This is a genomic window from Nocardia sp. BMG51109 (genome assembly GCF_000526215.1).
Lineage (GTDB): Bacteria > Actinomycetota > Actinomycetes > Mycobacteriales > Mycobacteriaceae > Nocardia.
In genome coordinates this window covers 58840-84037 of record NZ_JAFQ01000003.1, presented here as the reverse complement: position 1 = coordinate 84037, position 25198 = coordinate 58840, and the positions used below count along the sequence as shown (strand labels likewise).

The 25198-nt window shown below is 70.4% G+C and carries 20 protein-coding genes; 12 read left to right on the top strand and 8 right to left on the bottom strand.

Features of this window, described 5'->3' with window-relative positions; translation table 11 throughout:
- Position 1: 1 nt before the first annotated feature.
- A complete protein-coding gene (locus tag D892_RS0100570; protein ID WP_024799391.1) occupies positions 2-2323 on the bottom strand; it encodes an esterase-like activity of phytase family protein in 2322 nt (773 codons plus the stop codon).
- Between the two features lie 176 nt (positions 2324-2499).
- Positions 2500-3057: a TetR/AcrR family transcriptional regulator gene (locus D892_RS0100565; protein ID WP_051498932.1), complete on the bottom strand. Its 558-nt coding sequence runs from the start codon at positions 3055-3057 to the stop codon at positions 2500-2502.
- 92 nt (positions 3058-3149) lie between these two features.
- Between D892_RS0100565 and D892_RS0100560 the strand changes: the two genes are divergently transcribed.
- The 7 genes from D892_RS0100560 to D892_RS49105 all read left to right on the top strand — a co-directional run bounded on the left by D892_RS0100560 (position 3150) and on the right by D892_RS49105 (position 9360).
- Positions 3150-3863, top strand: a complete 714-nt coding sequence (locus D892_RS0100560; RefSeq protein WP_024799389.1) for an SDR family NAD(P)-dependent oxidoreductase — start codon at positions 3150-3152, stop codon at positions 3861-3863.
- Positions 3864-4236: 373 nt separating this feature from the next.
- The gene (locus tag D892_RS0100555; protein ID WP_036566442.1) at positions 4237-5187 is read left to right on the top strand and encodes a BadF/BadG/BcrA/BcrD ATPase family protein; all 951 of its coding nucleotides are present in this window, start codon (positions 4237-4239) and stop codon (positions 5185-5187) included.
- Between the two features lie 73 nt (positions 5188-5260).
- Entirely contained in the window at positions 5261-6790 is a 1530-nt protein-coding gene (locus tag D892_RS0100550) for a sodium:solute symporter (RefSeq protein ID WP_024799387.1), read from the top strand.
- A 184-nt stretch (positions 6791-6974) separates the two neighbouring features.
- On the top strand, positions 6975-7847 hold the full coding sequence (locus tag D892_RS0100545) for a MurR/RpiR family transcriptional regulator (protein ID WP_024799386.1): 873 nt from the start codon (positions 6975-6977) through the stop codon (positions 7845-7847).
- A gap of 32 nt (positions 7848-7879) precedes the next feature.
- On the top strand, positions 7880-8809 hold the full coding sequence (murQ, locus tag D892_RS0100540) for an N-acetylmuramic acid 6-phosphate etherase (protein WP_084160877.1): 930 nt from the start codon (positions 7880-7882) through the stop codon (positions 8807-8809).
- 192 nt (positions 8810-9001) lie between these two features.
- Positions 9002-9214: a hypothetical protein gene (locus tag D892_RS0100535; RefSeq protein WP_024799384.1), complete on the top strand. Its 213-nt coding sequence runs from the start codon at positions 9002-9004 to the stop codon at positions 9212-9214.
- An 11-nt stretch (positions 9215-9225) separates the two neighbouring features.
- A complete protein-coding gene (locus tag D892_RS49105) occupies positions 9226-9360 on the top strand; it encodes a hypothetical protein (RefSeq protein ID WP_255360202.1) in 135 nt (44 codons plus the stop codon).
- Positions 9361-9472: 112 nt separating this feature from the next.
- Here D892_RS49105 and D892_RS0100525 read toward each other — a convergent pair whose 3' ends face one another.
- The gene (locus D892_RS0100525) at positions 9473-10792 is read right to left on the bottom strand and encodes a hypothetical protein (RefSeq protein ID WP_232235936.1); all 1320 of its coding nucleotides are present in this window, start codon (positions 10790-10792) and stop codon (positions 9473-9475) included.
- 136 nt (positions 10793-10928) lie between these two features.
- Entirely contained in the window at positions 10929-11279 is a 351-nt protein-coding gene (locus tag D892_RS0100520; protein WP_024799382.1) for a hypothetical protein, read from the bottom strand.
- Between the two features lie 159 nt (positions 11280-11438).
- Here D892_RS0100520 and D892_RS0100515 point away from each other — a divergent pair, with 159 nt between their 5' ends.
- Together D892_RS0100515 and D892_RS0100510 are read left to right on the top strand one after the other, a co-directional pair.
- Entirely contained in the window at positions 11439-11651 is a 213-nt protein-coding gene (locus tag D892_RS0100515; RefSeq protein ID WP_024799381.1) for a molybdopterin-binding protein, read from the top strand.
- Positions 11652-11681: 30 nt separating this feature from the next.
- The gene (locus tag D892_RS0100510) at positions 11682-13946 is read left to right on the top strand and encodes a M20/M25/M40 family metallo-hydrolase (protein ID WP_084160861.1); all 2265 of its coding nucleotides are present in this window, start codon (positions 11682-11684) and stop codon (positions 13944-13946) included.
- Positions 13947-13965: 19 nt separating this feature from the next.
- Here the strand turns inward: D892_RS0100510 and D892_RS0100505 are convergent, their stop codons facing one another.
- Positions 13966-14367: a MarR family transcriptional regulator gene (locus tag D892_RS0100505; protein ID WP_024799379.1), complete on the bottom strand. Its 402-nt coding sequence runs from the start codon at positions 14365-14367 to the stop codon at positions 13966-13968.
- Positions 14368-14487: 120 nt separating this feature from the next.
- Positions 14488-16149 (bottom strand): alkaline phosphatase, encoded by a 1662-nt coding sequence (locus tag D892_RS0100500; RefSeq protein WP_024799378.1) that lies wholly within the window; start codon positions 16147-16149, stop codon positions 14488-14490.
- Between the two features lie 386 nt (positions 16150-16535).
- Between D892_RS0100500 and D892_RS0100495 the strand changes: the two genes are divergently transcribed.
- Both D892_RS0100495 and D892_RS0100490 read left to right on the top strand, forming a co-directional pair.
- Positions 16536-18008, top strand: a complete 1473-nt coding sequence (locus D892_RS0100495; protein WP_232235935.1) for a bifunctional phosphatase PAP2/diacylglycerol kinase family protein — start codon at positions 16536-16538, stop codon at positions 18006-18008.
- A 350-nt stretch (positions 18009-18358) separates the two neighbouring features.
- Positions 18359-19714: a cytochrome P450 gene (locus D892_RS0100490; protein WP_024799376.1), complete on the top strand. Its 1356-nt coding sequence runs from the start codon at positions 18359-18361 to the stop codon at positions 19712-19714.
- Positions 19715-19733: 19 nt separating this feature from the next.
- Here the strand turns inward: D892_RS0100490 and D892_RS0100485 are convergent, their stop codons facing one another.
- Complete coding sequence (locus D892_RS0100485; RefSeq protein WP_024799375.1) at positions 19734-21227, bottom strand: carboxylesterase/lipase family protein; 1494 nt, start codon at positions 21225-21227, stop codon at positions 19734-19736.
- 33 nt (positions 21228-21260) lie between these two features.
- The gene (locus tag D892_RS0100480; protein WP_051498930.1) at positions 21261-22520 is read right to left on the bottom strand and encodes a cytochrome P450; all 1260 of its coding nucleotides are present in this window, start codon (positions 22518-22520) and stop codon (positions 21261-21263) included.
- Positions 22521-22784: 264 nt separating this feature from the next.
- Between D892_RS0100480 and D892_RS0100475 the strand changes: the two genes are divergently transcribed.
- On the top strand, positions 22785-25121 hold the full coding sequence (locus D892_RS0100475) for a galactose oxidase-like domain-containing protein (protein WP_024799373.1): 2337 nt from the start codon (positions 22785-22787) through the stop codon (positions 25119-25121).
- Positions 25122-25198: the final 77 nt, after the last annotated feature.

The window sequence follows — 25198 nt, the reverse complement described above, 5'->3', positions numbered from 1 at the left end:
TTCAGGGCAACCGGATACGGAGGGCGTACAGGCGGGTGATCTGATCACTGTTCTCATTGTCGTCACTGACCAGATACAGCAAGCGTGAGCCCTGCTCCGGTCCCGACGTCACCTCGGGGCCTACCGCCATGCCTTCGACATTGTCCAGCAACGGATTCGGCTGATCCTGCTTACTGTCGACCACGCCCGGGCTACCCGCGGGGCAGTCGCCGAGGTCGAACACCTGCGTACTGTGCACGAACATATCGGCCGGAGCCTCGGCCAGCGTGGGAGTGTCCGTGACGTCCTTGCTGCCGGTGAGATTCAGTTCGGAGATCCGCACCGTGTTGCCGAACCCCTCGACGAACTGCCGCTCCAGAGTGAGCAACCGGTCCGGCCCGACCGCGGCCAGGTCCGCCAAGTTCAGCCCGGTGCTGGGCTCGTAGGCGTACTGACGGTCCGGGATGTAGGTTCCGCCCGGCTCGCCGTAATAACGCTGGATGCGCAGACGGTTTCGCCCCGCTTGGTCGCCGTCGCCGGTCAGCGGCGCCTCCCACCCCGCGAAGAGATACCGACCGTCGGCGGTGGCGGTCAACGACTCGATGGTGCGGCCGCGCTGAGCGCCGCCGACGGGCTGTGTTTGCAGCTTCTCGGGGACCGGGAGGGGATTTCCGACCTCGCGTCCGTCGGTGCGCCGGAACCTATGAATCGTCGGACCGTCCTCGGCACTCACCAACATCGTGTCGGTGCCGGGCTCGATGACCATGCCCTCTCCGTCGATCACATTGCCGAACGGCTGACCGTACAGATTGCCCTCCGCGTCGCGCAGCGTCAGCGCGGTGTCGGCGCGGAGATCCAGGTCGTCGGGCTTGCCCAGTTCAACGGGGAACACACGGCCGGAAGCGTTGTCCGTGAGGGCGAGCACCTTCGATTGGTCGGTGAGGGCGAGCGCCGACAGTCCCGATATTCGCTCACCTCGCACGTCGGCCTTGTCGAGCTGATCGGAATAGTCGAGCAGGGTGGCGTTCGCCGAACAGGCACCGGCCGCCGGCGCAGGGTTTTGTCTGTGCCAGACATCGATGGCCGGCTGCACGACCAGCCCACCGGCAAATCCCAGCACGACCGCCGCGGCCAGGCTCAGCCAGCGCAGGATCCGGCGGGGCGGCGGCGCCGCGCCCCCCACCGCGGGTGCGCTCCTCGTCCGTGCGACGTTGTGCGCGAAAAGCAGTGCGCCGACCTGGTTCTGATCCTGTTCCTGCGGCTCCGGACCGCTCTTTCGCTTCAGCCGGCCGCGCACGGTCTGGAAGATCGTGCCGAGCCGGAGCATGGGCTGTGTCTCGTCGGGGATGCCGTTGCGGAGGACGTCGACCAATTCGCCTGTGAAGACGGTGCATTCGTGGGCGTGCGGGGCGAGGGCCTTGCGGTTGGCCGCGGCCGAGCACATCAGGTACGAACCCCGGACGTCGTCGATGTCGGCGTCGGCCCGGATGTCCTCCACGGATGCCGCCATCACGCCCTCGATGGCGGTGCCGCTGTAGCAGCAATCGAGAATGATGATGACGCGCTGCGCCTGGCGGCCGTCTTTGATCGCCTGCTTGACATCCTTGTAGCGGACCGCGGTTTCCGATTGTCCCGGAACGGAACCCGGCAGTGCCAGATACAGCTCGTTGGCGTCGAGATTCTTCAGGCCGTGCCCGGAGTAGTAGACGATCAGGGTGTCGGTGGCCAGTTCGGACATTTTCCGAATCGGCCGGATCAGGTCGGCGGGTGTTCGCGGGTTGGGCACGACGCGCAGGCGGTCACGTTCGATGCCCCAGATGTCCTCGTCCTCCAGCACGTCGGACAGCTGCTCGAGGTTGTTGGAGACGCCCCGTAGCGTCGGCAGGTCCGAGGCGTCGTAGCGGTCGACGCCGATGAGCACGCAGGCGGAGTTGGCCGGGTCGATGCGCCCCGCCGGGGCCGTGGCAGCCGTTTCCCTTGCCGCATCCGGCTTCTCGGCGGGCATCCGCGACGGTTCGGAATTTCGTAGCGCATCGACGACCTGCTCGGCGGCGCCTCGATGCTCGTCGGGGACGACGACCCGGATGTCGGACGGCCGGTTCAGCGCGTGGCGCCAGGCTTGGACGGCGACCGCCAGCTGACCCACGCCCACGCCCGCGGACACCGCCGCCAGCACGACCTCGGCAGCGCCCAGCTCACCCGGCCGCACCGGCTCGGCCGGAGCCGAAATGCGCACGTGCCGTTGTAGTTCGGGATCGGCCGTCAGATGCGTGTACAGCGTCCGAAGGTCGTCGCGCGAATTGTCGTTGCCTTCCCGAGCTTCGAACCTGAACTCGATGTCCATCTACTCCCCGGTCAGGACTTGATGAGGCTTATCAGTAGGAACTCCCCGGAACGGTGTCCACTATGGCATATCCGGCCGACACCGGCGTGGACCTCCGAAAACTGGTCGGTCTCCCGGCGCAGCGGTGCTCCTCAGCACAGCGCCCCTCAGCACCGCACCTCTCAGCACCGCACCTCTCAGCCCCGGTCCGCCCGCAGACCGTCGAGAACGAAGGGCAGGGACTCGCGCCAGGCCGCGGGTCCGGCGTTGTCGCCGAGGAGAGAGAGTGCCCAGAGCAGGTGTGCCACATTCTGATCGGTGGCGTCGGGGCGCAGCAGCCCGGCACGCCGGACTCGGTCCAGCACGGCCGAGAAGTGCGTCATACCGCGCACGCACGCCTGGACCAACTGCGCCGCGGCGGGGTGGTCGCCGGTGAACGCCTCGAGCAGGCCGCGGTCGTTGGTCATCTCGGTCAGCATGTTCTCGATGAAACCGGTGAGGGCGAGCCACGGATCCGGTTCGGCCGCAGCCTGTTCGGCGAATGCGTCGATCGCGGACAGGCGGGGCGGCAGGAGGGCGTCGAGCAGGGCGTCGCGGGTGGGGAAATGGTTGTAGAGGGTGCCGATGCTGACGCCGGCGCGGCGCGCGATCTCCTCCAGCGAACCCGCCAACCCCTGTTCGGTGAACACCCCGGCCGCCTCGTGCAGGAGCCGCTCGCGGTTGCGGGCCGCGTCGCGGCGCATCGGTCGGGTCACGGAAGGCATTCTACAAAACTTGAGGAGCCCCTCAACCTAGTGCTAACCTGCGAACGAAAATGAGGCACCCCTCAACATTCTGGAGGACCGCAATGAGCACACCTGTCGCCGTGATCGTCGGCGTCGGCCCCGGCCTGGGCATGTCCATGGCCCGCCGTCTCGGCCGGGAAGGATTCCGAGTCGCCCTGATCTCCCGCGGCGCGCACCGCCACGACGCCTATCTCGCCGACCTCGCCGAGCACGGCATCGAGGCGACCGCCTATGCCGCCGACGTCACCGACGCGGACCGGCTCGGCGAGGTGCTGGCCGAGATCGCGACGCTCGGCGACATCGAGATCGCCTACTACGGCCCCGGCCCGACGCAGCCGATCGTCCCGATCACCGACATCGATGTCGCCACGGCGCAGGCGGCGTTCGAGTGGGTCTGGCCCGCGGTCCAGGTCGCCGGGGCGGTCCTCCCGGGAATGCTGAAGCGCGGAACCGGCGGGCTGCTGTTCGCGGGCGGACTGTCCGGCGTCCGTCCCATGCCGATGCTCGGCCAGCTCGCCCTGGCCGCCGGGGCCCTGCGCAACTACGCGCTGACCCTGCACGCCGCCATGACCGACCGCGGCGTCTACGCGGGCACCCTCACCATCGGCGGCTTGGTCGAACGCGGCGACATCCACGCCATGGTCACCGCCGACCCCACCCAGTTCGGTGCGGCCCAGGGACATACGCTGAACCCCGACGAGATCGCCGACGCCGCATGGGAGATGTTCCGTGCCCGGACCGAGGCGGAGCAGGTGTTCGATGTACTGGGTGACTGAACATTCGCTCCACCGATCGCCGCGGGACCCGTGCGTTCGAAACCTGGCGTGAAAGCAACCGGGCGGCACACGATCTCCCGCGTGGGCATCGTGCTGGGCCATCGAGGCTTTCCGCCACCCCGCCCGTTCCGCAACTGGCCGACCCCGGAAACACGGCCCGCGGCCGCCTCGAGATGCGGCCGATGCCGGTGGTGACACGGTCCAGCCTGCCGGGCCCGGCGATTCGGCGTTGCGCCCGACCCTCGCACACCCTCGAGGCACCCGAGCGACGGGACGCGCAAGGCAGCACGCGAACTCGCTCTGCCGTCGCGGCGAACGAGCCGGCTCGGCCCCCGCGCCGCGAACTCGGAACCGGTTCGCCAAGATACTCGGCATGGGCATTGCAGTACTCGCCGTCGATCTCGGTAAGACCGGTTGCCGAGCATCCCTGCGCATGGACGGGCGAGAGCGCCGAGGGGCCGAGGGAGCGGGGGCACCCGGACTGGCGGCGGCACAGGGGGTGGCCGCAGCCCACCGGGCCATCGGCGAGGTGATCGCCCGAATCGATATTCCACCAACGGGTTTCGTGTTGTCGGTCGGCGCCGCGGGGGCGGCGTCGGCACCGGAGGCGGCCGCGGATCTCGCCCGGCGGCTGGCCGGGTTGCCGCATGCGACGGCGGTCGCGGTCACGTCCGATGCGGTCACCGCGCACGCCGGGGCGCTCGCGGGCGAACCCGGGGTGGTGCTGGCGGCCGGGACCGGTGCGGTGGCGACCGCGGTCGACGGCGCGGGCCGGTTCACTCGGGTGGACGGGTGGGGGCCGTTCCTCGGCGACGAGGGCGGCGGCGGCTGGATCGGCGCGGAGGGCCTGCGCGCGGCGCTACGCTGTTACGACGGGCGCGGACCGGACACTCCCCTGGCCGCCGCGGCGCAAGCGCGCTTCGGCGAACTCGGCGCGCTGCCGAAACTGTTCGGGCAGCACGAGAATCCGGCCCTGCTCGCGGCGGATTTCGCCCCCGCTGTCGCCGCAGCCGCCGCGGCCGACCCGATCGCCGCCGGCATCATGCGCGAGGCCGGGCAGGCGCTGGCCCGCGCCGTACTCGCGGCCATCGACCGCGGCGGCCTGCCCGCACCGGTACCGTATGCCGTCACCGGGGGGCTGATCGAACTCGGTGCGGCGCTGACGGATCCGCTGAACCACGCGCTGGCGGACGCCGTCGAATACCGAACGGCCCGCGGCACCCCGGTAGACGGCGCCGCGCTGCTGGCCACCGACACCGCGACGGCGTTGGAGCCCTTGATCACCCGAGTGGCCCCGAGTAGCCCGGCCACTCGAATAGTGTGAAAGTTATTGACGGATCTACTACCATCGTTCGACACTTGCTTGCATTCTGTACGCGCCACCGGGGAGTAACGCGATGAACGCCCTCAACGTTGCCGTCATCGTCGTCTACCTGGTGACCGTAGCGTGGATCGGCCTGCGGCTGTCCGGAAAACAGCGCAGCTCCGGCGACTACTTCGTGGGCGAGGGCCGAATGCCCTGGTGGACGGTGTGTTTCTCGGTCGTGGCCACCGAAACCAGTGTGCTGACGGTCATCTCGATCCCGGGCGGAGCCTACACCGACCAGGGATTCGGCAATGTGGAGCTGGCGTTCGGCTACATCATCGGCCGCACGATCGTCGCCGTCGCGCTGATCCCGCTGTACAAGCGCGGCGGATTCGTCAGCGCCTACCAGTATCTGGAGCAGCGCTTCGGCCGCTACCTCCAGGGCATCGCGTCGGTGACGTTCGTGGTGACCCGGCTGCTGGCCGAGGGCGTGCGGCTGTTCGCCTCCGCCATTCCGATCGAATTGCTGCTCGGTGAGTTCGGCCTGTCGCTCGGCTACGACGTCATCATCGTGGCGCTCACGCTGCTGACGGTCGTGTACACCTACCTCGGCGGCATCAAGGCGGTGATCTGGACCGACGCGGTGCAGATGGGCCTGTACCTGCTCGGCGCCCTGATCGCGATCGCCGTGCTCACCGGCCGCGTCGGCGCCTCCGGATGGTCGGAGGCCTGGCAGGGCGGCAAGTTCCACCTGATCGACACCGACTTCGGCCTGTCCCACATCCTCACCAGCAGTTTCGCCCTGCCGACGGCGATCGTGGGCGGGGCGATCTTCGCGATGGCCTCGCACGGCTCCGATCAGCTGATCGTGCAACGCATTCTGGCCACCCGCTCGGTGCGCGACAGCCAGAAGGCGATGATCGCCTCGGGCGTGTTCATCGCGGTGCAGTTCGCCGCCTTCTCACTGGTCGGCGCCCTGCTGTGGGCGTACAACGACGGCAGGACGCCCGCGCAGCTGGGCCTGTCGAGTGCCGACGGCCTGTATCCGGACTTCATCCTGCACGGGCTGCCGGTGGTGATCTCCGGGCTGCTGGTCGCCGGAATCCTCGGCGCCGCCATGGGTTCGCTCTCGGCGGCCCTGAACTCGATGTCGAATTCGACCGTGGCCGATATCGTCCGCGGTTTCTCCCGCCGGACGCTCTCCGACCAGACCATGTTGCGGCTGGGCCGGACCATGACGCTGGTGTGGGCGGCGCTGATGGCGCTGTTCGCCATGGGGTTCAGCTCGACCACCGGCAACGTGTACCTGACCGCGCTGGCAATCGCCGGCTACACCTACGGCGCGCTGCTGGGAGCGTTCCTGCTCGGCCGGCTCGTCAAGCGCGCCAACCAGTTCGACGCGATCGTCGCCTTCGCCGCCACGGTGATCGTGATGACCTTCGTCGTCCGGGGCGTCGAGATCGACGTCGGCACCGCGGGCACGGTGACCGAGAAGGGCATCGCCGCACAGTGGCTGGTGCCGATCGGCGTCGCCGTCACCCTCGCCGTCGGCGGGATCAGCAGCCTCTTCCATCCGGCACCGCAGCCGACCGCACCGGAACCGGCGGAGGTGGTGGCCTGATGCGCCCCCGGCCCGCGCTGCCCGGAGCGGCATTACGCCCCGGCGATATCGTCGGAACCGTGACGACGCCGACCACCGACGCCCTCGCGCCGGTCGCGAACGTGCACCACATCCGGTGCGGCCGGGTATTCCTGCCGCGCGCCCGCCTCCCCACCCCGACGCCTCATTCTGGACGGATTCCGCGATGACCGACGGTGACGATGTCCGCACCCGCCTGCTGGGCGCGCTTTCCCGCCTCACCCCGACGGCCCGCCGGGTCGCCGAGGTGATCCGCGACGATCCGGCCGGCACCGCCCAGCTGACGGTGAACCAGCTCGCCGAGCGCGCCGATACCAGCACCTCGGCGGTCGTCCGGCTCTCCAAGACCCTGGGCTACGAGGGATATCCACAGCTGCGCCTGGCCTTGGCCGCCACCGGCACCGAGGACCGGAAACCGGTGCTGGCCACCGATATCGACGCCGACGACACCCCGCCGAAGGTCTTGCACAAGCTCGCCGCCTTCGAGACCGAAGGTCTGCTGGCGACGGCCCAGCGCGCGGATTCCGCGACGATGGCGGCGGTCACCGAGGCGCTGGCCGGGGCGCGGCGCGTCCAGCTCATCGGCATCGGCGCCTCCGGGCTGGTCGCCACGGATATGGCGCAGAAGCTCACCCGGATCGGAATGTGGTGCGGCGCCTGCACATCCGAGGACGACGCGCTGGTCCAGGCGAGTCTGCTCACGCCCGGCGACGTCGCGATGGCCTTCTCGCATTCCGGCGAGACCGCCGGCGTCGTCGATGCCGTGCGCCGCGCGGCCCGCGCCGGAGCGACGACGGTCGCCGTCACGGCGGGCGCCGGCTCCAGCCTCGTGGCCGCGGCCGCGCACGCCCTGCTCGCGGCCGGTCGCGAGGACGGCTTCCGCTCCGCGGCGATGGCCAGCCGGATGAGCCAGCTCCTGATCGTCGACGCGCTGTATGTCGGTGTGCTGCAACGCACCCCCGAGGCGGCGCGCGCCCTGCACCGCACCCACGACGCGGTCGCCGATCGCCGGGTCCCGCGGCGCCCGAGGGCCAGGTAGTGGGCGAGCACGCGGGTCGGCACGGCGACCGCGTGGTCGCCGGACGGGCCGGGAAAGGCGCCGCGGACGATTTGGCGGCGCTGGCCACCGAGACGACGAATCCGCGCACGGCGCGGCTGGATTCGATGCCCGTCGAGGATCTGCTGCGCACGATGAATGCCGAGGACGCCCGGGTGGCCCCCGCTGTGGCGGAGGCGATTCCGCAGGTTGCGCGGGCCGTCGAGCGGATCGTGGCGGCGCGGTCGCGCGGGGGCCGGCTGATCTATGCGGGCGCGGGCACCAGCGGGCGGCTGGGGGTGCTCGACGCGGCCGAATGCCCGCCGACGTTCGGCACCGAACCCGGCGAGGTCGTCGGGATCATGGCCGGCGGAGACCGGGCCCTGACCGCGGCGGTGGAGGGCGCGGAGGACGATTCCCGGGCCGCCGCGCGCGATCTGTCGGCCGTCGGGCTCACCGCCGACGACGTAGTGGTAGGGCTGGCCGCCAGCGGCCGCACGCCCTATGCGATCGGCGCGCTGGACTACGCCCGGTCGATCTCCGCCGCCGCGGTGGCGGTGTCGTGCAACCGCCCGGCCGAACTGAGCGACCACGCCGATATCGCCATCGAGATCGATACCGGCCCCGAGGTACTCACCGGATCCACCCGGCTGAAGGCGGGGACGGCGCAGAAGATGGTGTGCAACATGCTGTCCACGGCGGTGATGGTCCGCGAGGGCAAGGTGTACGGCAACCTGATGGTCGATATGCGCCCGTCCAACACCAAGCTGATCGACCGCGCGCTGCGGATCGTCACCGAGGCCACCGGCGTGGACACCGCGGCGGCCACCGCGCTGCTCGAGGCCGCCGACGGGCACGCCAAGACCGCCATCGTCATGCAGCTGGCGGGCGTCGGGGCGGATCGGGCGCGCGAGTTGCTCACGCGGGCCGACGGTTTCGTGCACCGGGCCGTGCACGAGCGCTGAAACGGCAACCACACCACCGTCTCACCCGCCGCGGGTGGTCGTTGGGGTGCTTCACTGCGGCCTCTCGCATTCGGTGGTGAACCGAACAGACCTGCTGTCAGCGAACATTATTCGCGCCCGAAGCGGACTACCTTCTCGGACCGACGGGTCAGCGGCGCCCCGGTACGGAGCATGCCGAGAGGAAACCGATACATGAGCAACCAGTCGCCGTGGCCGCACGCCGAGTACGACCCGCGGACCAACCGCAATCGGGTGTCGCTGATCCGGCTGTTGCTGGTGATCGGGGCCATCACGGTGGTGGCCGCCGGATGCCACGCGCTGCTCGCCGGCTCCCTGCAGGGTGCCGAGCCGGGTCCGGCCGTCGCACCGTCCCGGATCATCGAACCCGGCCCGGCGCCCCGATGAGGGGCACGACGATGAACAACGCGACCCGTACACCGGCCGACCAGGCACGGCGGCTGGCCGGGCAGCGCTACCGGATGGCCGACCACTACGAGGCGGCACGGTCACCTCCGTCGACACCGAGCAGCGGACCGCGGCCATCGCCCTGACGGCAATCGGCAACGGCGACAACCTGTTCGGGCAGGCGTACGCGGTGGTCGCGCTGCGGTGACGCGCAAGGCCGACCGGCACCCACCGCCGGCCGACCTCACCCGGATCCGCTCAGTCGTCGTCCGGATCGAACCCGTTCACCCGCTGCTTGGCGGCGCGGGCTCGCCTGCGCTCCGCCCGGATGTCGGCGAGTTCCTGCTCGAGGGACTCGGCGATCCGGAACTGGCCCGTGTCGTAGATGCTCAGCGGATCGGAGTCGTCGGCGGTGGACGACGACTTGCGCTCGGACTTCTTGGATTTCCCCGATCCGTTCGAGGACGCACCGTTGGATTCCCTGCCGGGCTCGTCGTCGTCGATCCGCCAGCTCTTGGCCGTCGTGCTGGGTGTCTTCGGAGTCCAGATATCGGGCTCCTCCGCCGGATCCAGCACGTCGCCGGTCTGTGCGGACTCCTCGGACGACTTCGTCTCCGCCGCACCGGGAAGCGCGGCCTGCGGGGTGGGCGGGTGCGCGTCGGGTGCGGCCTGCCGGATGAAGCTCACGAACGTGGGCAGCGTGCGGCGGATCTGTTCGGCCGGATCCGGCAGTTCCCGCACCTGTTCGGTGGCGCGGGCGATGGCCTGGCCGTAGCGGTGGCTGGCGGCGTTGTGGATGAGCAGCGAGACGCCGATCATCACCGGCGCGACCGCGTGCACACCCACGTCGTACCATTGACCGCCCTTGAGATACGGGTAGGTGTTGAGCACGACAGTCAGTGACAGCAGCGACAATTCGGCCATCGCGACCTGCCGGCGGCTGTCCAGGATGCCCCACTCGGCGACCTTGTTGGTGCCGACCATGATGATGATCAGGCAGACACTGATCATGCCTTCGAGCAGGTAGCTGAACCAGAACAGCGGATCGGTCGCACCGCCGGGCGCGATGTTGTGCTGCACGTTCACGGCCGACCACAGCATGCCGGCGGCCACCACCGCCGCCAGCCCGCGTTGCGACCACGCCCGGTGTCGGTACAGCGAGGCCAGCTTCGCGTGCGGGCTGGACTCGCGGCGCTGCGCGGCAACGGCCTTGCGGGCCATCAACAGATCTCGCATATCGGCCTTCGCGATCGCCTCTGAGGTCTGCCTGGCACGGTCCGATGCCGAGGCCGCCGCCTGGACGTTCTTCCAGCGTTGGTCGCGTTCCTGTTCACGAATCTTCTCGGCGAGGTCACGTTCGGCGTGGAGTTCGTCCTCCGACAGCGCCTCGGTCAGAGCGGGATCGAACTGGTAAGCCAGACGCCCGCGAGCCTGTTCGACGCGCTTCGCCAGCTGCGTGACCTCGTCACCGTTAGGGGGACGTTCGAGGGTCAACGCGACCACCGCCCGGTGGGAAGCGATGGCCGACATGTGATCACGAGTGGGAACGGCACACGACATTAATAGTCGATCGACCACGGTCCGCGAAACTATAGATTTGCCGAAATCCCAACTTCTTCGGCGTGCCGCGCGCGACACGCCGATAGTGGTTCGCGGAGTGCTGTTGGCGACCAGGACAATTCGTCGGTTTTGCGTGATCGGTACCGAATCGGTATCAAGCCGCGGCGGCGACGGTCAGCATCCGCCGCACGGCCTCCGGATCCTCGACGTCGACGACCAGCCGGGTCAGGTCGGTACCGGACAAATCGATCCGCAGCGCACGGCCGTCGAAGAGGGTATCCCAGAACTCCTTGCGGCCCTTGCCCCGAAACGTCCCGGCGGCGATCACGCCCGGGAAGAAGGTGCCGGGCGCGCGCATCCACGGCGGCCGGCCGTCGACCTCGGCCGGTGCGACCTCGACTATGTCCGACAGGGCGAAGGTGAACTGTTCGCGCAGCCCCAGGAACCGATGGGCACCGAGAACGTGGACCGTGACGGTCGTTCCGGTGATCTCGATCTCGACCATAGTGCACCTGCCTCTCACCGAGCCGATCTCTCCAGCTCCACGGTGCCGACGGTGTCTGACGTAAGCCTGTGCCGATCCTGTGAGTTCTCTCAGATTCGGCCTCGCCCCGCCCGGCGCGGCGGCCTCGGCAGGCTCGTCGCGCTGCGTAGGCTCGCCCGCATGCGACTGAGCACACGAAACCAACTGGACGGCACCGTCCTGTCGGTCACCCGGGGTGAGGCCATGGCGGTCGTGCGCGTCGAACTACCCGGCGGCTCCGAGATCACCTCCTCGATCACCCGGGACGCCGCCGACGATCTCGGGCTCGCCACCGGCAGCCCGGTCCGGGTCCTGATCAAGTCGACCGAGGTGGCGCTCGGCGTCGAGGACTGACGGGGCGCCCCGCGCGCTTAGGATCGGACCATGCGGGTGGGACGGACCATGCGGGTGGGACGACGGCTCTCGGGTCTGCTGGCCTTCGCGGCGCTGCTGGCGGTCGTCGTGGGCACCGCCTGGGAGCAACAGCCGCACGGCCACCGGGCGGCCTCCGCGCCCGCCGGGGAGTTCAGCGCCGAGCGCGCGTTCGCCACGATCGAGGAGATCGCATCCCGGCCGCATCCGGTCGGCACGCCCGAACACGACCGGGTCCGTGACCATCTCGTCGGCCGCCTGCGAAACCTGGGGCTGGAGACCGAGGTTCAGCGCGATGTCGGCCGGTATCCGGCCGCGCTGGAGCGCGATGTGGTGGGGATGGCGATGGCCGGCAACATCGTCGCCCGATGGCCCGGCAGCGACCCGACCGGAACCGTCTACCTTGCCGCCCACTACGATTCGGTGCCGTCCGGTCCGGGTGCCAACGACGACGGCGTCGGGGTCGCCTCGATCCTGGAGGCGGTGCGCGCGCTGCGGGCGAGCGGCACGGCGCCGCGCAACGACGTCACCGTCCTGCTGACCGACGCCGAGGAACTCGGGATGATCGGCGCCGAGGCGTTCGCCGCCGCGGGCCGCGACGATCCGCGCGGCGGCGTGGTGGTCAACCACGAGGCGCGCGGGGCCGGCGGCCCGGTGCTGCTGTGGCGGACCTCCCGTCCCGACGGCGATCTGATCCATACCGTCGCGGGCGCGCCGCATCCGAACACCGACTCGCTGTCGACCGCGCTGGCAGGGGCGCAGTCCGGGAGCAGCACCGATTTCGCGGCCCTCGACCCCGCCGGGTTGCGCGTGCTGGACTGGGCCTTCGCCGGCCGGAACGCCTACTACCACAACCCGTTCGACGATCCCGCACACGTGGACCTGGCGACGGTGCAGCAGATGGGCGACAACGCCGTCGCACAGGCCCGCGAGTTCGGCGCCCGCGATCTCGCCGATTCCGGCGACGAATCGGACCGGGCGTACTTCCCGCTGCCGTTCGGGATCCTGATCGTGGTGCCGCTGTGGGTGATCGTCGCGCTGGCGGTAGCGGCCTTGCTCGCCGTGGCCTGGACGATCCGCCAGGTCCGGCGCACCGGCGAGGCCGACCTCGGCGGCGTATTCGGCGCCGCGGCAACGGCACTGGTCGCGGTGCCGATCGCCGGTGCGGCGACCTACGGGCTGTGGGAGGCGGTCGAGACGATCCGGCCGGAGTACCGGCCGCTGTTCGTCGATCCCTACCGGCCCGAGTGCTATCTCGCCGCGGTGCTGCTGCTGTGCGTCACGGTCCTGGCCGCGTGGTATGCGCTCGCCCGGCGGCTGTTCGGGCCGACGGCCACCGCGACGGGGCTGCTGTGCTGCGTGGCCGTGGTCGGCGCGGTGTTCACCGCGCTCGCGCCGGCGGCGGCCCAGGCGCTGGTCGTTCCGGGATGCGCCGCGGCCGTGGGTGTTTCACTCACCTTCGCGGTGCCGGACGTGTGGCGGCTACCGGTGCTGACGCTCTTCCTGATTCCGGCCGCGGTATTCCTCGGCACGAGCGCCTGGTCCGCGTTGCAGACCGGGATCACCGGCGCACCGTTCCTCGTCGCCCCGGCCGTGGTGCTGCTGGGCGGTCTGCTCACGCTCACCCTCACGCACGCCTGGCCGCGCCGCCGCGCGGCGCTGATCCCGGCGGGCACGCTGGTGCTCACCGTGGCGCTGGCGGGCGCCGGACTGGCCGTCGACAGGTTCGACGACCGCCATCCGCTGATGTCCCAGCTGGGCTTCGCGCTCGACGCCGACCAGCATCGAGCACAGTGGGTTTCGCGGCAGCCGCCGGATCACTGGACGAGCCGGTTCGTCACCGAGACACCGCCGCGGCCGCCGTTCGCGGGGCTGTGGTCCGAGGCGGTCGCGTCCGGTCCCGCTCCGGCGCCGGAACTTTCCGCACCGGTCGCCGAGATCCTGTCCGACACCACCGAATCCGGCCACCGCACCGTGCGGCTGCGGCTGCGCTCGACCCGCGGCGCCGGCACCCTAGCGCTGCGTTACGACGTTCCGGTGCACAACCTGCGCGTGGCCGGGCGCGAGCTGGCACCGGCGCCGAAGCAGGGTTTCCAGTTCGATGCCGTTCCGCCCGAGGGCATCGACGTGGAACTGACCGCACCGGCCGGGCCGCTCCCGCTGCGCGCGGTGGATTACACCTGGCTGCCGGATTCCGGGCTGGCGAATCCACCGGCGGACATCTTCTACCGGCAGGACAGCACCGCCGCGGTGTTCACCACGGTGACCCTGCCGTGAGCAGCCGCGCCGGGAACCGTCAGTAATACACCGGTTTCCGGCGCCAGGCCGTCACCGGCTGTAGATAACCGTTGGCGCTCAACCAGTGCACGGTCTCCGAGAGATCCTCCGGCGCCACGCCCAGCTGGCGAACCAGTTCATCGATGGTGCGCACACCGCCGGACTCGCTCAGCTCGTGCAGAACGTCCAGTTCGATATCGGTGAGCTGGTGCGTCGATCCGAGCATATAGGTCGCGCCGGTGGTGAGCTGCCAGGCGGCCACCCCCACGATGAAGCGATGGCGCTTCAGCCACGCCAGCGTGTCCTCGATTTCGTACGGCGATTCGTCGAGTAATCGCGCCAGCTCGGCCGCGGTCCGGGCGGCGGGGCTTTCGGACAGGATTTCCAGTGCGTCGGCCTGGGCGGCGGTGAGTTCAGTCATTCCTCGATACCGGCGGGAGAGGGTCGTCAAATCGGAGAGCGTCGTTGCGTCAGAAGACAGTACAGCAATCTCGGCCGTCGCACCGTTCGGACGTTTCGGGCGGGCGAGCAATGGGACGGGCTATCGCGGCCGGGGCGCGGCCTCGGTCCCGTCGGCCCGGCCGGGCGGGCCGGCGGGAGCAGTGGGGCCGCGGGGATGCTCCACCGCCGCGACGCCCGGAACACCGTCCTGCACAACGACTCCGGCACGGGTAGCGATCGGCGCGCCCGGCCGCTGGATGAAGGGCACGACGCGGAAGTCCGCGTGCCACCGCTCGCGGTCGAGGTCGACGCGCACGTATCCGCGCTGCCGGTTGTAGAACTTCATATCCGGATTGGCGGCCAGCAGCCGGCGACCATGGTCGGGCAGATCGGCGCCGTCGCCGCCGGTGGTGATCGACGTGCCGGTGAATTCGGTTGCCACCACCGGTGATTCGGGTACGGAATAATCGCGGCGCAGATTCGCGGCATAGTTCTCGTGCCGGTCGCCGGTGATCACCATGAGATTGCGTACGCCCCGGTCGGCGGCGGCACCCAGCACGGCGTTGCGGTCGGCGACGTATCCGTCCCACGAGTCGGTGCCGAGCAGCGTGCCCGGGCCCGCGTCGTAGTCCGACTGGGCCATCGCCACCTGGTTACCGAGGATCTGCCAGCGCGCCGGGCTCGCGGCGAAGCCGTCGAGCAGCCACTCCCGTTGCCGCGCACCGAGTATCGAACGGTCGGCGGAGAACCGCTCGGCGCATGCGGCGACCGCGCTGCCGTCGCCGCAGGCCTGCGGATCGCGGTACTGCCGGGTGTCGAGCATGGTGATCTCGGCGAGATCGCCGAACCGGTAGCGGCGGTGCAGCCGCATGTCCGGGCCGGACGGCAGCTGGGCCAGCCGCAGCGGCTGATGTTCGTACATGGCCTGGAACGCGGCCGCGCGGCGCCGGCGGAACAGCGCCGGAATCCGGTGGATGTCCAGGCCCAGCCCGGGTGAATCACCGGCCCAGTTGTTGTCGACCTCGTGGTCGTCCATGGTGACCAGCCACGGGAACGCCGCGTGCGCGGCGCGCAGCGGGGCCTCGGCCTTGTTCTGCGCGTACAGCAGTCGATAACCCGCCAGATCCACGGCCTCGTCGCGGAACTGCCGCTCCAGCGTGGCCCCCTCCCGGCCGAGCATCCAGGCCTTCTCGTAGATGTAGTCGCCCAGGTGCACAACCAGATCCAGGTCCTCGGCACCGAGATGGTCGTAGGCCGTGAAGTATCCGGAGGCCCACGACTGGCAGGAGGCGAACGCGAAACGCAGCCGCGCGGTCGGGCTGCCGGGCACGGGAGCCGTGCGAGTACGGCCGACCGGGGAGAGCGCCGAACCCGCGCGGAAGCGGTAGAAGTACCAGCGGTCCGGCGCCAGGCCACCCACCTCGGGATGCACGCTGTGCCCGAACTCGCGCGTCGCGACCGCCGCGCCGCGGGTGACCACGCGCCGGAAGCCCTCGTCCTCGGCGACCTCGTACTCGACGGTCACCGGCGCCCGCGGCGTACCGCCGAGGCCGTCGGGGGCGAAGGGGTCGGGCGCCAGCCGCGTCCACAGCACCACGCCGTCGGGTGCCGGGTCGCCGGAGGCCACCCCGAGCGTGAACGGATCGTCGCTCCACCGGCGCGGTGCGGGGAACTCCGCGCTGCTCACCGACGCCGCCCCCGCCAGCAGCGCAGCCGACCCGGCCGTACCGAACCTCAGCAACTGCCGACGCGACAAGGACATACGTCAGCGTAGCGCGTACGGAACCCCACCGATCCGGCCGAACATCGTGCGGTGCACGCCGTCTCACTGCGCGGCACACGTCATCCCGCACGGCACACGCCGTCCCACCGCGCAGCACACGTTATCCCGCGCGGTGCGCGCTGAGGGCACCGAGCCGAGCGAGGCCGACGACGCCGCGCCGGTCGCAGCGAGGAACCGCCACGACACACCCGCGGCACCCCGCCGGGCACGTCGACGACATCACATCACGACATGTCGCCGCATCACGGCGGAGCCCGTGGAGGCACCGCACGAGTGGGGTCGGGCGCAGGTCCGCCGGTACTGTCGAGCTGGTGCGGAAGTGGTTGCGTCGAAAATATCGCCCGGTCGGCAGCTTCGATCGGGCCGTGAGCGGCGCCGTGGCGATGTTGCCCGCCTCGGCGCTCGACCGCGGCATGCTGCGGCTGACCCGCTCGGCCGACAACGGCGTGTTGTGGCTGGTGATCGCGGCCGGGCTCGCCACCCGCAAGGGCGCGAGCCGCCGGGCCGCGCTGCGCGGGGTGGCCGCCCTCACCGGCGCCACGGTCAGCGCCAATACGTTCAAGACGGTCGTCGGGCGGCTGCGTCCCGCGCCGGAGCTGCTGCCGCTGGACCGGCGGCTGATCCGCCGGCCGGCCTCGTCGTCGTTCCCGTCCGGGCACAGCGCCTCGGCCGTCGCGTTCGCCACCGCGGTCGCGATGGAGAGCCCGCGCAGCGCCCGGGTGATCGCGCCGCTCGCGGTGACGGTCGCCTACTCCCGTGTGCACACCGGGGTGCACTGGACCTCCGACGTGCTGGTCGGCGCGGCGATCGGCGGCGGCGTCGCGCTGGCCACCCGCCGCTGGTGGCCGGTGCGCCATTCGGACGAGGCGCGGGCCCGGCCGGTGCGCGAGGTGCCCGTGCTGGCCGACGGCAAAGGGCTTGTCGTGGTGGTCAATCCGATGTCCGGGGCGCCCGACTACGACCCGACCGACGACATCGCCCGGGCACTGCCCGCGGCCACCGTGCTGCGCACCGCGCCGGGCCTCGACGCGGTCGAACTGCTGGAGCGGGCGCTGGCCGAGCGCACCGAACGGCCGGCCGCGGTCGGCGTCGCCGGCGGCGACGGCACGGTCGCGGCGGTCGCCACGGCGGCGCTGCGGTACGGGCTGCCGCTGGTGGTCGTGCCCACCGGCACTCTCAATCACTTCGCCCGCGATGTCGGGGTGTACGACCTGCGCGAGGTCGTGGATGCGACCGGTGCCGGCGAGGCGGTGTCGGTCGACGTGGCGAGCGTGGAGTTCGGCACCGGGGAGGATTCCGAAACCCGGCACTGGATCAATACCGCGAGCATCGGCGCCTATTCGGATCTGGTGCGGCGGCGGGAGAAATGGCAGGGGCGCTGGGGCAAGTGGCCGGCCTTCGCGGCGGCCCTGGTGGTCACGCTGCGGCGGGCCGAACCGATCCGGCTCCGCGTCGACGGCCGGACGCGGGAGGTGTGGTTCCTGTTCCTGGGCAACGGATCCTACGATCCGCCGGGCGCGGTGCCCGCGTTCCGCTCGCGGCTGGACTCGCGACTGCTGGACGTCCGCTGGCTGCGCGCGGATCTGAAGTTCTCCCGCATCCGCGCGGCCCTGGCGCTGCTGCTCGCCGCCATCGGGCACAGCAGGGTGTACGGCGAGCGCCGGGTGCCCGGGCTGACCGTGGAACTGCGCGACCCGCAACCGCTGGCCACCGACGGCGAGGTGATCGGCGAGGGCACCCGGCTACGGTTCGGCGTGGCGGGCCAGATCGCGGTCTACCGCCGCGACGAGGACAACCCGCGCTGGGCCGACCGCGACCGGCCGCACCACCGCCGCTGAACACGCAGGACACACCGGCTCCGCTGTAATCCAGTGCCACAACGGAATTCGGCTACCTCTCGCCATCGGGAGCGGCCGCGGCCCGTCGCGCCGGCACAGCCCTTCTCGTCCTCCGGCGCGCGTCCTCCCCTCGCCCGCCACTGCGTCCGCTCGTCATCCCCGCGCGGTTTCGGCCGGGAGCCATGGCGCGGCCACAGCGCCGGTTCCGACGGATTGCGGCCAAAGCATCCCGGAACGAGGACGACGGCGCGGTGCCGGGAGATAATCGGGGTTTCGTGTCGAAACCGCTGCGGCACAGCAAGATCAGTCGTGCTGTCGGTAGCCCTGCCCTACCACGCCCGGAGGTCCGCATGCCCGCTTCCGTCACCCGCGCGACCGCTCTGGCACCGGGCGGTGTGCCCGGCCTCGGGCATGCCTGGATGTTGCGGACGGATCCGATCGGGTTGTTCGCCTCGCTGCGCCCCTACGGCGATATCGTGCAGATCAAGATCGGACCGCAGCGGGTGTATGTGATCACCTCGACCGAGCTGACGCACGAGTTGCTCGTCTCGAAGTACCGGGCGTTCGACAAGGGTGTGGCGGTCGAGAACTTTCGCGACGTCTTCGGGTTCGGCCTGCTCAGCTCCGAAGGCGAGTTGCACCGGCGGCATCGGCTGCTGCTGCAACCGGCGTTCCACCCCGACCGGCTCGCCGACTATCTGGCGATCATGCGCACGCAGATCCTGTACCGGATCGAGTCCTGGCGCGACGGTCAGGTGCTGGAGGCGCGCTCGGAGATGTCGGCGATCACGCTCGCCGTGGTCGCCAAGGCCCTGATCTCGGCCGATGTCGGCGACGAGCTGGCGGCCGAGGTGCAGCTGCGGCTGCCGCGGCTGCTGGATCTGTCCTATCGGCGGGCGGTTGGTCCGCTGCCGGTGCTCAACAGGTTCCCGCTGCCTCGCAACCGCGAATACGCCGCCCTCGTCGCCCGGTTGCACCCGATGATCGACGAGGTCATCGCCGATTACCGGCGCAACGATACGCGGCGGCCGGACCTGCTGAGCATGATGCTGGACGCCCGGGACGCCGACGGCGCGATGCCCGACGAGCGCATCCACGACCAGATCATGACGTTCCTGCTGGCCGGCTCGGAAACCACCGCGACCGCCCTGTCCTGGACGTTCCTGCGGCTGAGTGAGAACCCGGACGTGTCGGCCCGGGTGTCGGCCGAGATCGACGAGGTGCTCGGCAGCGCGGCCGGTGGACCGGAGTACGCGGACCTGCACCGGCTCGGCTACACCGCGCGGGTCGTCGACGAATCGCTGCGCCACAGCCCGCCGATCTGGTTGATCACCCGGCGCGCGATCGAGAACGTGGAACTGGGCGGGTACCTGCTCCCGGGCGGATCGTCGGTGATGCTCAGCCCGTACCTGACCGGGCACGACCCGGCGCTGATCACGGAACCGGACCGTTTCGACCCCGACCGGTGGTCCCGCGGCGACGCCACCCGATCCCTGCGACAGGCCGCCCAGCCGTTCGGGGCCGGGCCGCGCAAATGCATCGGCGACAGCTTCGCGACCACGGAAACCCTGGCGGCGCTCGCGACCATCCTCTCCCGCTGGCAGCTGCGGCAACAGCCCGGCACGACGGTCACCCCGCGCGCCCACCAGACCTACTATCCGGGCGGTCTGCGCCTGGTCGTCACCGAGCGGGCACGACCCGATTAGCGGCGGACGACCGCGGGCCTCAGCCCTTCTGGGACCTCCGCAACGCTCGCAACTCGTCGGCCCGCGGATCGGCGACGTCGTACGACTCGGGTGAGTCGAAGATGCGGACGGTGCGGGTGGTGAAGTCGAACCGCGACCAGCCCGGGTCGCCGTGCGTCGCGAAGCGCACCCAGGCCCCGTGCATCTCGTCGGCCAGCGGCTGGGGCGGGTTCGGACCCGTCAGGCCGGGCGCCGCGGTGACCTTGTCGAAGACGAAGGGCACCTCCATCACATGGCAGGCGCCGAGATCCGGAACGCCGGAGCGCCAGGCGAATTCGTAGGCGTAGGCCGGCTGCCCGGCGGCCTCGGTGAGTTCCGCGATGCGCAGGGCGTCGTCGCGGAACACCAGATCGGTGATGACCGCGGCGAAGACGTCGGCGGCGGACGCGCCCGGACGATTGGCGGCATAGGGCTCGGCGACGGCAGGATCCAGGCCGTAGCGCGCGAGCGCGAACGGCAACGTCTCGTCGGTGATCCCCGCCGCGATGCCGGTGGGGAAGGTGAAGAACCGGAACTCCTCGGCCGTCCACCCGAAGATCAGCGGCACCGCCCGATCCGGCTGCGCGGCAATCACATCCGTCGGCCGGTCGGGAATCAGTTCACCGTCGATCACCGGGAAGAAGCTGAGGATGCCGAGCCCGTTCGACACGATCGAGGCGCCCCACCGGGCCGGATCCGGATTCGTCATCAGATCCAGCGCGATCGAATCCTGCACCGTCCGTAGCTGATCGGGGCCGAGACCGCCGAATTCCGCCACGGTCGGCTCGATGCCGAGCGCGGTGGCCACGTTCTCGGCGACCTTGCGCGCATCCCCGGCATCGGCCACGGCGGAACCGTTGGCGCTCTGCGCGATCGCCCGCCGGAACAACCCGCGCGCGGCCGGCGACGCGATCAGGTTCACCACGCTCATACCGCCCGCCGACTCCCCGAAGACGGTGACATTCCCCGGGTCGCCGCCGAACGCCGCGATATTTTCCTGCACCCAGTGCAGCGCGAAGATCTGGTCGCGCAGACCGCGATTGAGCGGCGCGCCCGGCACGGCGGCGAATCCGGAGATCCCGAGCCGGTAGTTGACCGAGACGACCACCACGCCGTCGCGTGCGAAAGCGCTGCCGTCGTAGATCGTTCGCGCGTTGGATCCGCGGACGAAGGCGCCGCCGTGGATCCACACCAGCACCGGCAGGCCGGATCCTCCGGCGTCGGGCGTCCACACGTTCACGTTCAGGTACTCGTCGCCCGGGATCCCGTCGCTGCCGACGAGCGCGTGAATGGCCGGCGGGTACGGCGACTGCGCGCAGGTGGCCCCGTACTCGGTCGCGTCCCGGACCCCGGACCATTCGGGCACCGGTTTCGGCGATTCGAACCGCGCGGGGCCCACCGGTGCGGCCGCATACGGAATCCCGAGGAACCTGCTGATTTCCCCGTCGGTGCTGCCGCGCACCTTGCCTCCGGTGACGGATGCGATGGTCTCCATGTGGACTCCTTCGTCGGCTGGTGCCTTGGAATCCTAGGTGTGCAGACGTACCGGTAGGTCGTGAAGGCCCCGAATCAGCAGGCCGTGATGCCACTGCGGGCTGAATCCCTCGCTCATCCCGAGATCCGGGAAGCGGTGCAGCAGCTGGGTGAACGCGATCTCCGCCTCCAGCCGCGCCAGCGGTGCGCCGACGCAGAAGTGGATGCCGTGACCGAACGCCACATGCCCGGACGCATCCGCGGTGATGTCGAGAGTTCCGGTACGGTCGTACCGGGCGGGGTCGTGGTTGGCGGCGGCCAGCGCGATGTAGACGAGTTCGCCCGCGGGGATCTCCGTCCCGGCGATCTCCACCGGGTCCTCGGTGTAGCGCACCGTCGACCAGCCGACCGGGCCGTCGTAGCGCAGGAACTCCTCCACCGCCGCGGGCACACCGGACGGGTCGGCGCGCAGCGCCTCGAACTGAGACCTGTTGCGCAGCAAGGCGTATGTGCCGTTGGCGATCAGGTTCACCGTCGTCTCGTGCCCGGCGACCAGCAGCAGGAACACCATCGCCACCAGCTCCGACTCCGACAGCTGGTCGCCGTCGTCGTGGATGTGCACCAGGCCGGACAGCAGATCGTCGCCGGGGTGGCCGCGCTTGACCGCCACCAGTTTCCGCAGGTACTCCGCCATCTCGACCGACGCGGCGTTGCGCTCCTCGACGCCGCCCACCGCGCCGACCGAGATCCGCGTCCACTCCTGAAAATCGGCGCGGTCGGCGAACGGCACGCCGAGCAGCTCGCAGATCACGGCGACCGGAAGCGGATTCGCGAACGCCGCCAGCAGATCGACCTCGTCGTGCCCGGCCATCTCGTCGAGCAGCTCCGCGGTGATCTCCTCGATGCGCGGGCGCAGCGCCGCCACCCGGCGCGTCGTGAACGCCTTCGTCACCAGCTTGCGCAGCCGGGTGTGATCGGGCGGGTCGCTGTTCAGCATGTGCTGCGCCAGCGACTCGGCGGCGTCGTTCTCCACCACCGCGGAGGTGCGGCGCTCGCGGAAGAGCTTGTAGATGCCCGCCGAACTCTTGTGCAGCCGCGGATCGGCCAGCGCCGCCCGGCCCTCGGCATGACCGATGATCACCCAGCAGGGAATGCCGTCGAGCAAGCGCACCCGGTGAATCGGCCCGCGCTCGCGCCAGCGGGCGTAGTACCGGTGCGGATTCTGGTGGAAATCGCTGCCGACCTCCTCGATCCGATCCGAGACCTCGATCCGATCCGAGACCTCGGTATCGACCGTGCTGTCGGTGTCGACCATGCTGTCCTCGCTGTCTCCCGCGCGACCGGTGCGCCGACCACACCCCACCGGCTCGGCGACACCCCCATGACCGTCACAAAAGTACCGAATTCTGTTCCGCCGCGCCGTACCCGCAGGTCACGGACCGATCCGCCGGCACACCGGACGGTCTCGACCGCACATCGTCCCGGGACCCCGAGAATCGGTGCGCGGATTCCGGACCTCTCCGGACGGATTTCCGCGGATCGCTCGACCCAGGCCCGCATCCGGGGCCAAAATGGCAGCGTGGCAGGACAATTCGTGCCGATCCCCGACTGGTTGTCGACACAGAACCAAGATTGCGGTATCGCGATCACCGACCTCCTCGGCGACGGCACCCTCGATGTCGTCGTACTACAGGTGGACGATCCCGACGGCCAGAACGCGGGTTTCTATCGGGTGGGCTCCGGGCTGCGTCCCGCCGGAACCGTAACTTCCTGGGGGCCATGGCTTTCGGTACCCGAGTGGTGGGGCTGGCAGAACCAGGGCGCCGGCATCGCGATCACCGACCTGTCCGGGAACGGGCGGCCGGATCTCGTGGTGTTCCTGGTCGACAACCCGCCCGACCAGAACGAGGCGTACCTGCGGATCGGGCGCGATCTCGCCGCCGACGGCACCGTGACCGGCGGCTGGACGCCCTGGCAGCGCGTCCCGGACTGGTACGGGTGGGAGAACCAGGGCGCCGACATCTGCGCGGTCACCCTCGACGGGCAGCCGACGCTGGTGGTGTTCACCGTCGACAATCCCCCGGGCCAGAACTCCGGCCGGTTCCGGCTCGCCAAGGGCCTGACCGCCGACGGCGCGGTCGCCGAATGGACCCCGTGGCTGGCGGTTCCGGACTGGTGGGGCTGGGAGAATCAGGGCGCCGGCATCACCGCCGCCGATCTCGACGGCGACGGCCGGCCCGAGCTGATCGTGTTCACGATCGATCACCCGCCGCAGGGCAATGCCGGGCTGTACACCATCGGCTGGGGCCTGGACGGCACCGGTCACTGCGTCGACGGCTGGAGCCGCTGGTCCGCGGTCCCGGATTGGGGATTCTTCGAAAACCAGGGCGCGGCAGTGGGTTTGCTACCCTCCGCCGACGGGCCGCCGGAACTGGTGATCGCCGCCGTCGACCACCCGCCCGGCGGCAATGCCGGCTATCTGCGGGTGCTCTCGCTCGACACCGACCTGAGCCTGGCCGCCACCGAAGGGCTGTGGCGCATCCTGGATTTCGACACCGAGATCAATCCGGTGCACGCCGCCCTGCTGCACACCGGCGACGTCTTGTTCTGGGCCGGTTCCGGTAACGATCCCGACCGGCTGGATGCGCACGAATTTCGCACGCGGGTATGGCATTACCCGAACCCCGGACTCTCCGCGCCGGGCACGCCCATCGACATGTTCTGCTGCGGCCACACGCTGCTGCCCGACGGCCGGGTGCTGGCGGTGGGCGGCACCGAGCGCTACGACCCGTTCTACGGGCTACGCGACGCCCTCGCCTACGATCCCGGCACCCTGTCGTGGAACAGGTTGCCGGACATGGCGTTCGGGCGCTGGTATCCGACCCTGGTGATGCTGCCGAGCGGCAATCCGGTGGCCACCTCGGGTCTGGGCGCCGACAACTTCCTCTCGCAGATACCGGAGCTGTTCGACGCCGCCACCGGCACCTGGTCGGAACTTCCCGTGCCCGGGCCGATTCCGATGTACGGGCACCTGCTCCTGCTCGCGGACGGCCGGGTGTTCTACACCGGCGGCCAGTACGGCGGCAACAACGGAATGCGCCCCTCGATCTGGGACACCGCCACCGGCGCGGTGACCGAGGTCCGCGGCCTCACCGACCCGGAGCGGCGCAACCAGTCCACCAGCGTGCTGCTCCCGCCCGCGCAGCGCCAGCAGGTGATGATCCTCGGCGGCGGCGGTTACGACATGCACACGCCCGCGCCGGCCACCGCCGACACCCGGATCGTCGACCTCACCGCCGCGGCGCCGGAGTACCGGCCCGGCCCGCCCATGCATCATGCCCGCATGCACCTGAGCGCGGTCCTGCTGCCGGACAGGACGGTGCTGGCCACCGGCGGTTCCGCCATGGAGGAGATGGCGCACGCGGCTCCGCCGTTCGCCGAACTCTACGATCCGGAGACGGCGACCTGGATGCATACGGCGCCGCAGCGCGTGGCCCGGCTCTATCATTCGGTCGCGCTGCTCACCCCCGACGGCAAGGTGGTCACCGCGGGCTCCAATCCGGAACGCAAGACCGAGGAGCTGCGCATCGAGGTCTTCTGGCCCCCTTACCTTTTCCGAGGTTCCCGGCCCGGGCTGGACCTCGCGGCCGACACGGCCGGCTACGGTGCGACACTCACCGCCACGACCACGGCCGCCCTGCGCGACGCCTGCCTCGTGCACCCCACCACCTGCACGCATTCCAGCAACAACGACCAGCGCCTGGTGGACCTTCCGGTCGAGGTCACCGGACCCGGAACAGTCGCCCTGACGATGCCGTCGGATCCCGCCCTCGCGCCGCCCGGCTGGTATCTGGTCTTCGTCGTCGACACCGCCGGAACCCCGTCGCCGGGCCGGTGGCTGCGCCTGACCGCGTGACCGCCCGACCACCTGACTGCCCGACCTCTGACCTCCTCGGAATCCGGCGTTCGACACGAATCGGCGTCATTGCGACA

Bases quoted from the DNA above. Each gene is read 5' to 3' on its own strand.
- D892_RS0100570 (WP_024799391.1), bottom strand. From the start codon at position 2,323: ATGGACATCGAGTTCAGGTTCGAAGCTCGGGAAGGCAACGACAATTCG.
- D892_RS0100560 (WP_024799389.1), top strand. From the start codon at position 3,150: ATGAGCACACCTGTCGCCGTGATCGTCGGCGTCGGCCCCGGCCTGGGC.
- D892_RS0100555 (WP_036566442.1), top strand. From the start codon at position 4,237: ATGGGCATTGCAGTACTCGCCGTCGATCTCGGTAAGACCGGTTGCCGA.
- D892_RS0100550 (WP_024799387.1), top strand. From the start codon at position 5,261: ATGAACGCCCTCAACGTTGCCGTCATCGTCGTCTACCTGGTGACCGTA.
- D892_RS0100545 (WP_024799386.1), top strand. From the start codon at position 6,975: ATGACCGACGGTGACGATGTCCGCACCCGCCTGCTGGGCGCGCTTTCC.
- D892_RS0100535 (WP_024799384.1), top strand. From the start codon at position 9,002: ATGAGCAACCAGTCGCCGTGGCCGCACGCCGAGTACGACCCGCGGACC.
- D892_RS49105 (WP_255360202.1), top strand. From the start codon at position 9,226: ATGAACAACGCGACCCGTACACCGGCCGACCAGGCACGGCGGCTGGCC.
- D892_RS0100520 (WP_024799382.1), bottom strand. From the start codon at position 11,279: ATGGTCGAGATCGAGATCACCGGAACGACCGTCACGGTCCACGTTCTC.
- D892_RS0100515 (WP_024799381.1), top strand. From the start codon at position 11,439: ATGCGACTGAGCACACGAAACCAACTGGACGGCACCGTCCTGTCGGTC.
- D892_RS0100510 (WP_084160861.1), top strand. From the start codon at position 11,682: ATGCGGGTGGGACGGACCATGCGGGTGGGACGACGGCTCTCGGGTCTG.
- D892_RS0100505 (WP_024799379.1), bottom strand. From the start codon at position 14,367: ATGACTGAACTCACCGCCGCCCAGGCCGACGCACTGGAAATCCTGTCC.
- D892_RS0100500 (WP_024799378.1), bottom strand. From the start codon at position 16,149: ATGTCCTTGTCGCGTCGGCAGTTGCTGAGGTTCGGTACGGCCGGGTCG.
- D892_RS0100490 (WP_024799376.1), top strand. From the start codon at position 18,359: ATGCCCGCTTCCGTCACCCGCGCGACCGCTCTGGCACCGGGCGGTGTG.
- D892_RS0100485 (WP_024799375.1), bottom strand. From the start codon at position 21,227: ATGGAGACCATCGCATCCGTCACCGGAGGCAAGGTGCGCGGCAGCACC.
- D892_RS0100480 (WP_051498930.1), bottom strand. From the start codon at position 22,520: ATGGTCGACACCGACAGCACGGTCGATACCGAGGTCTCGGATCGGATC.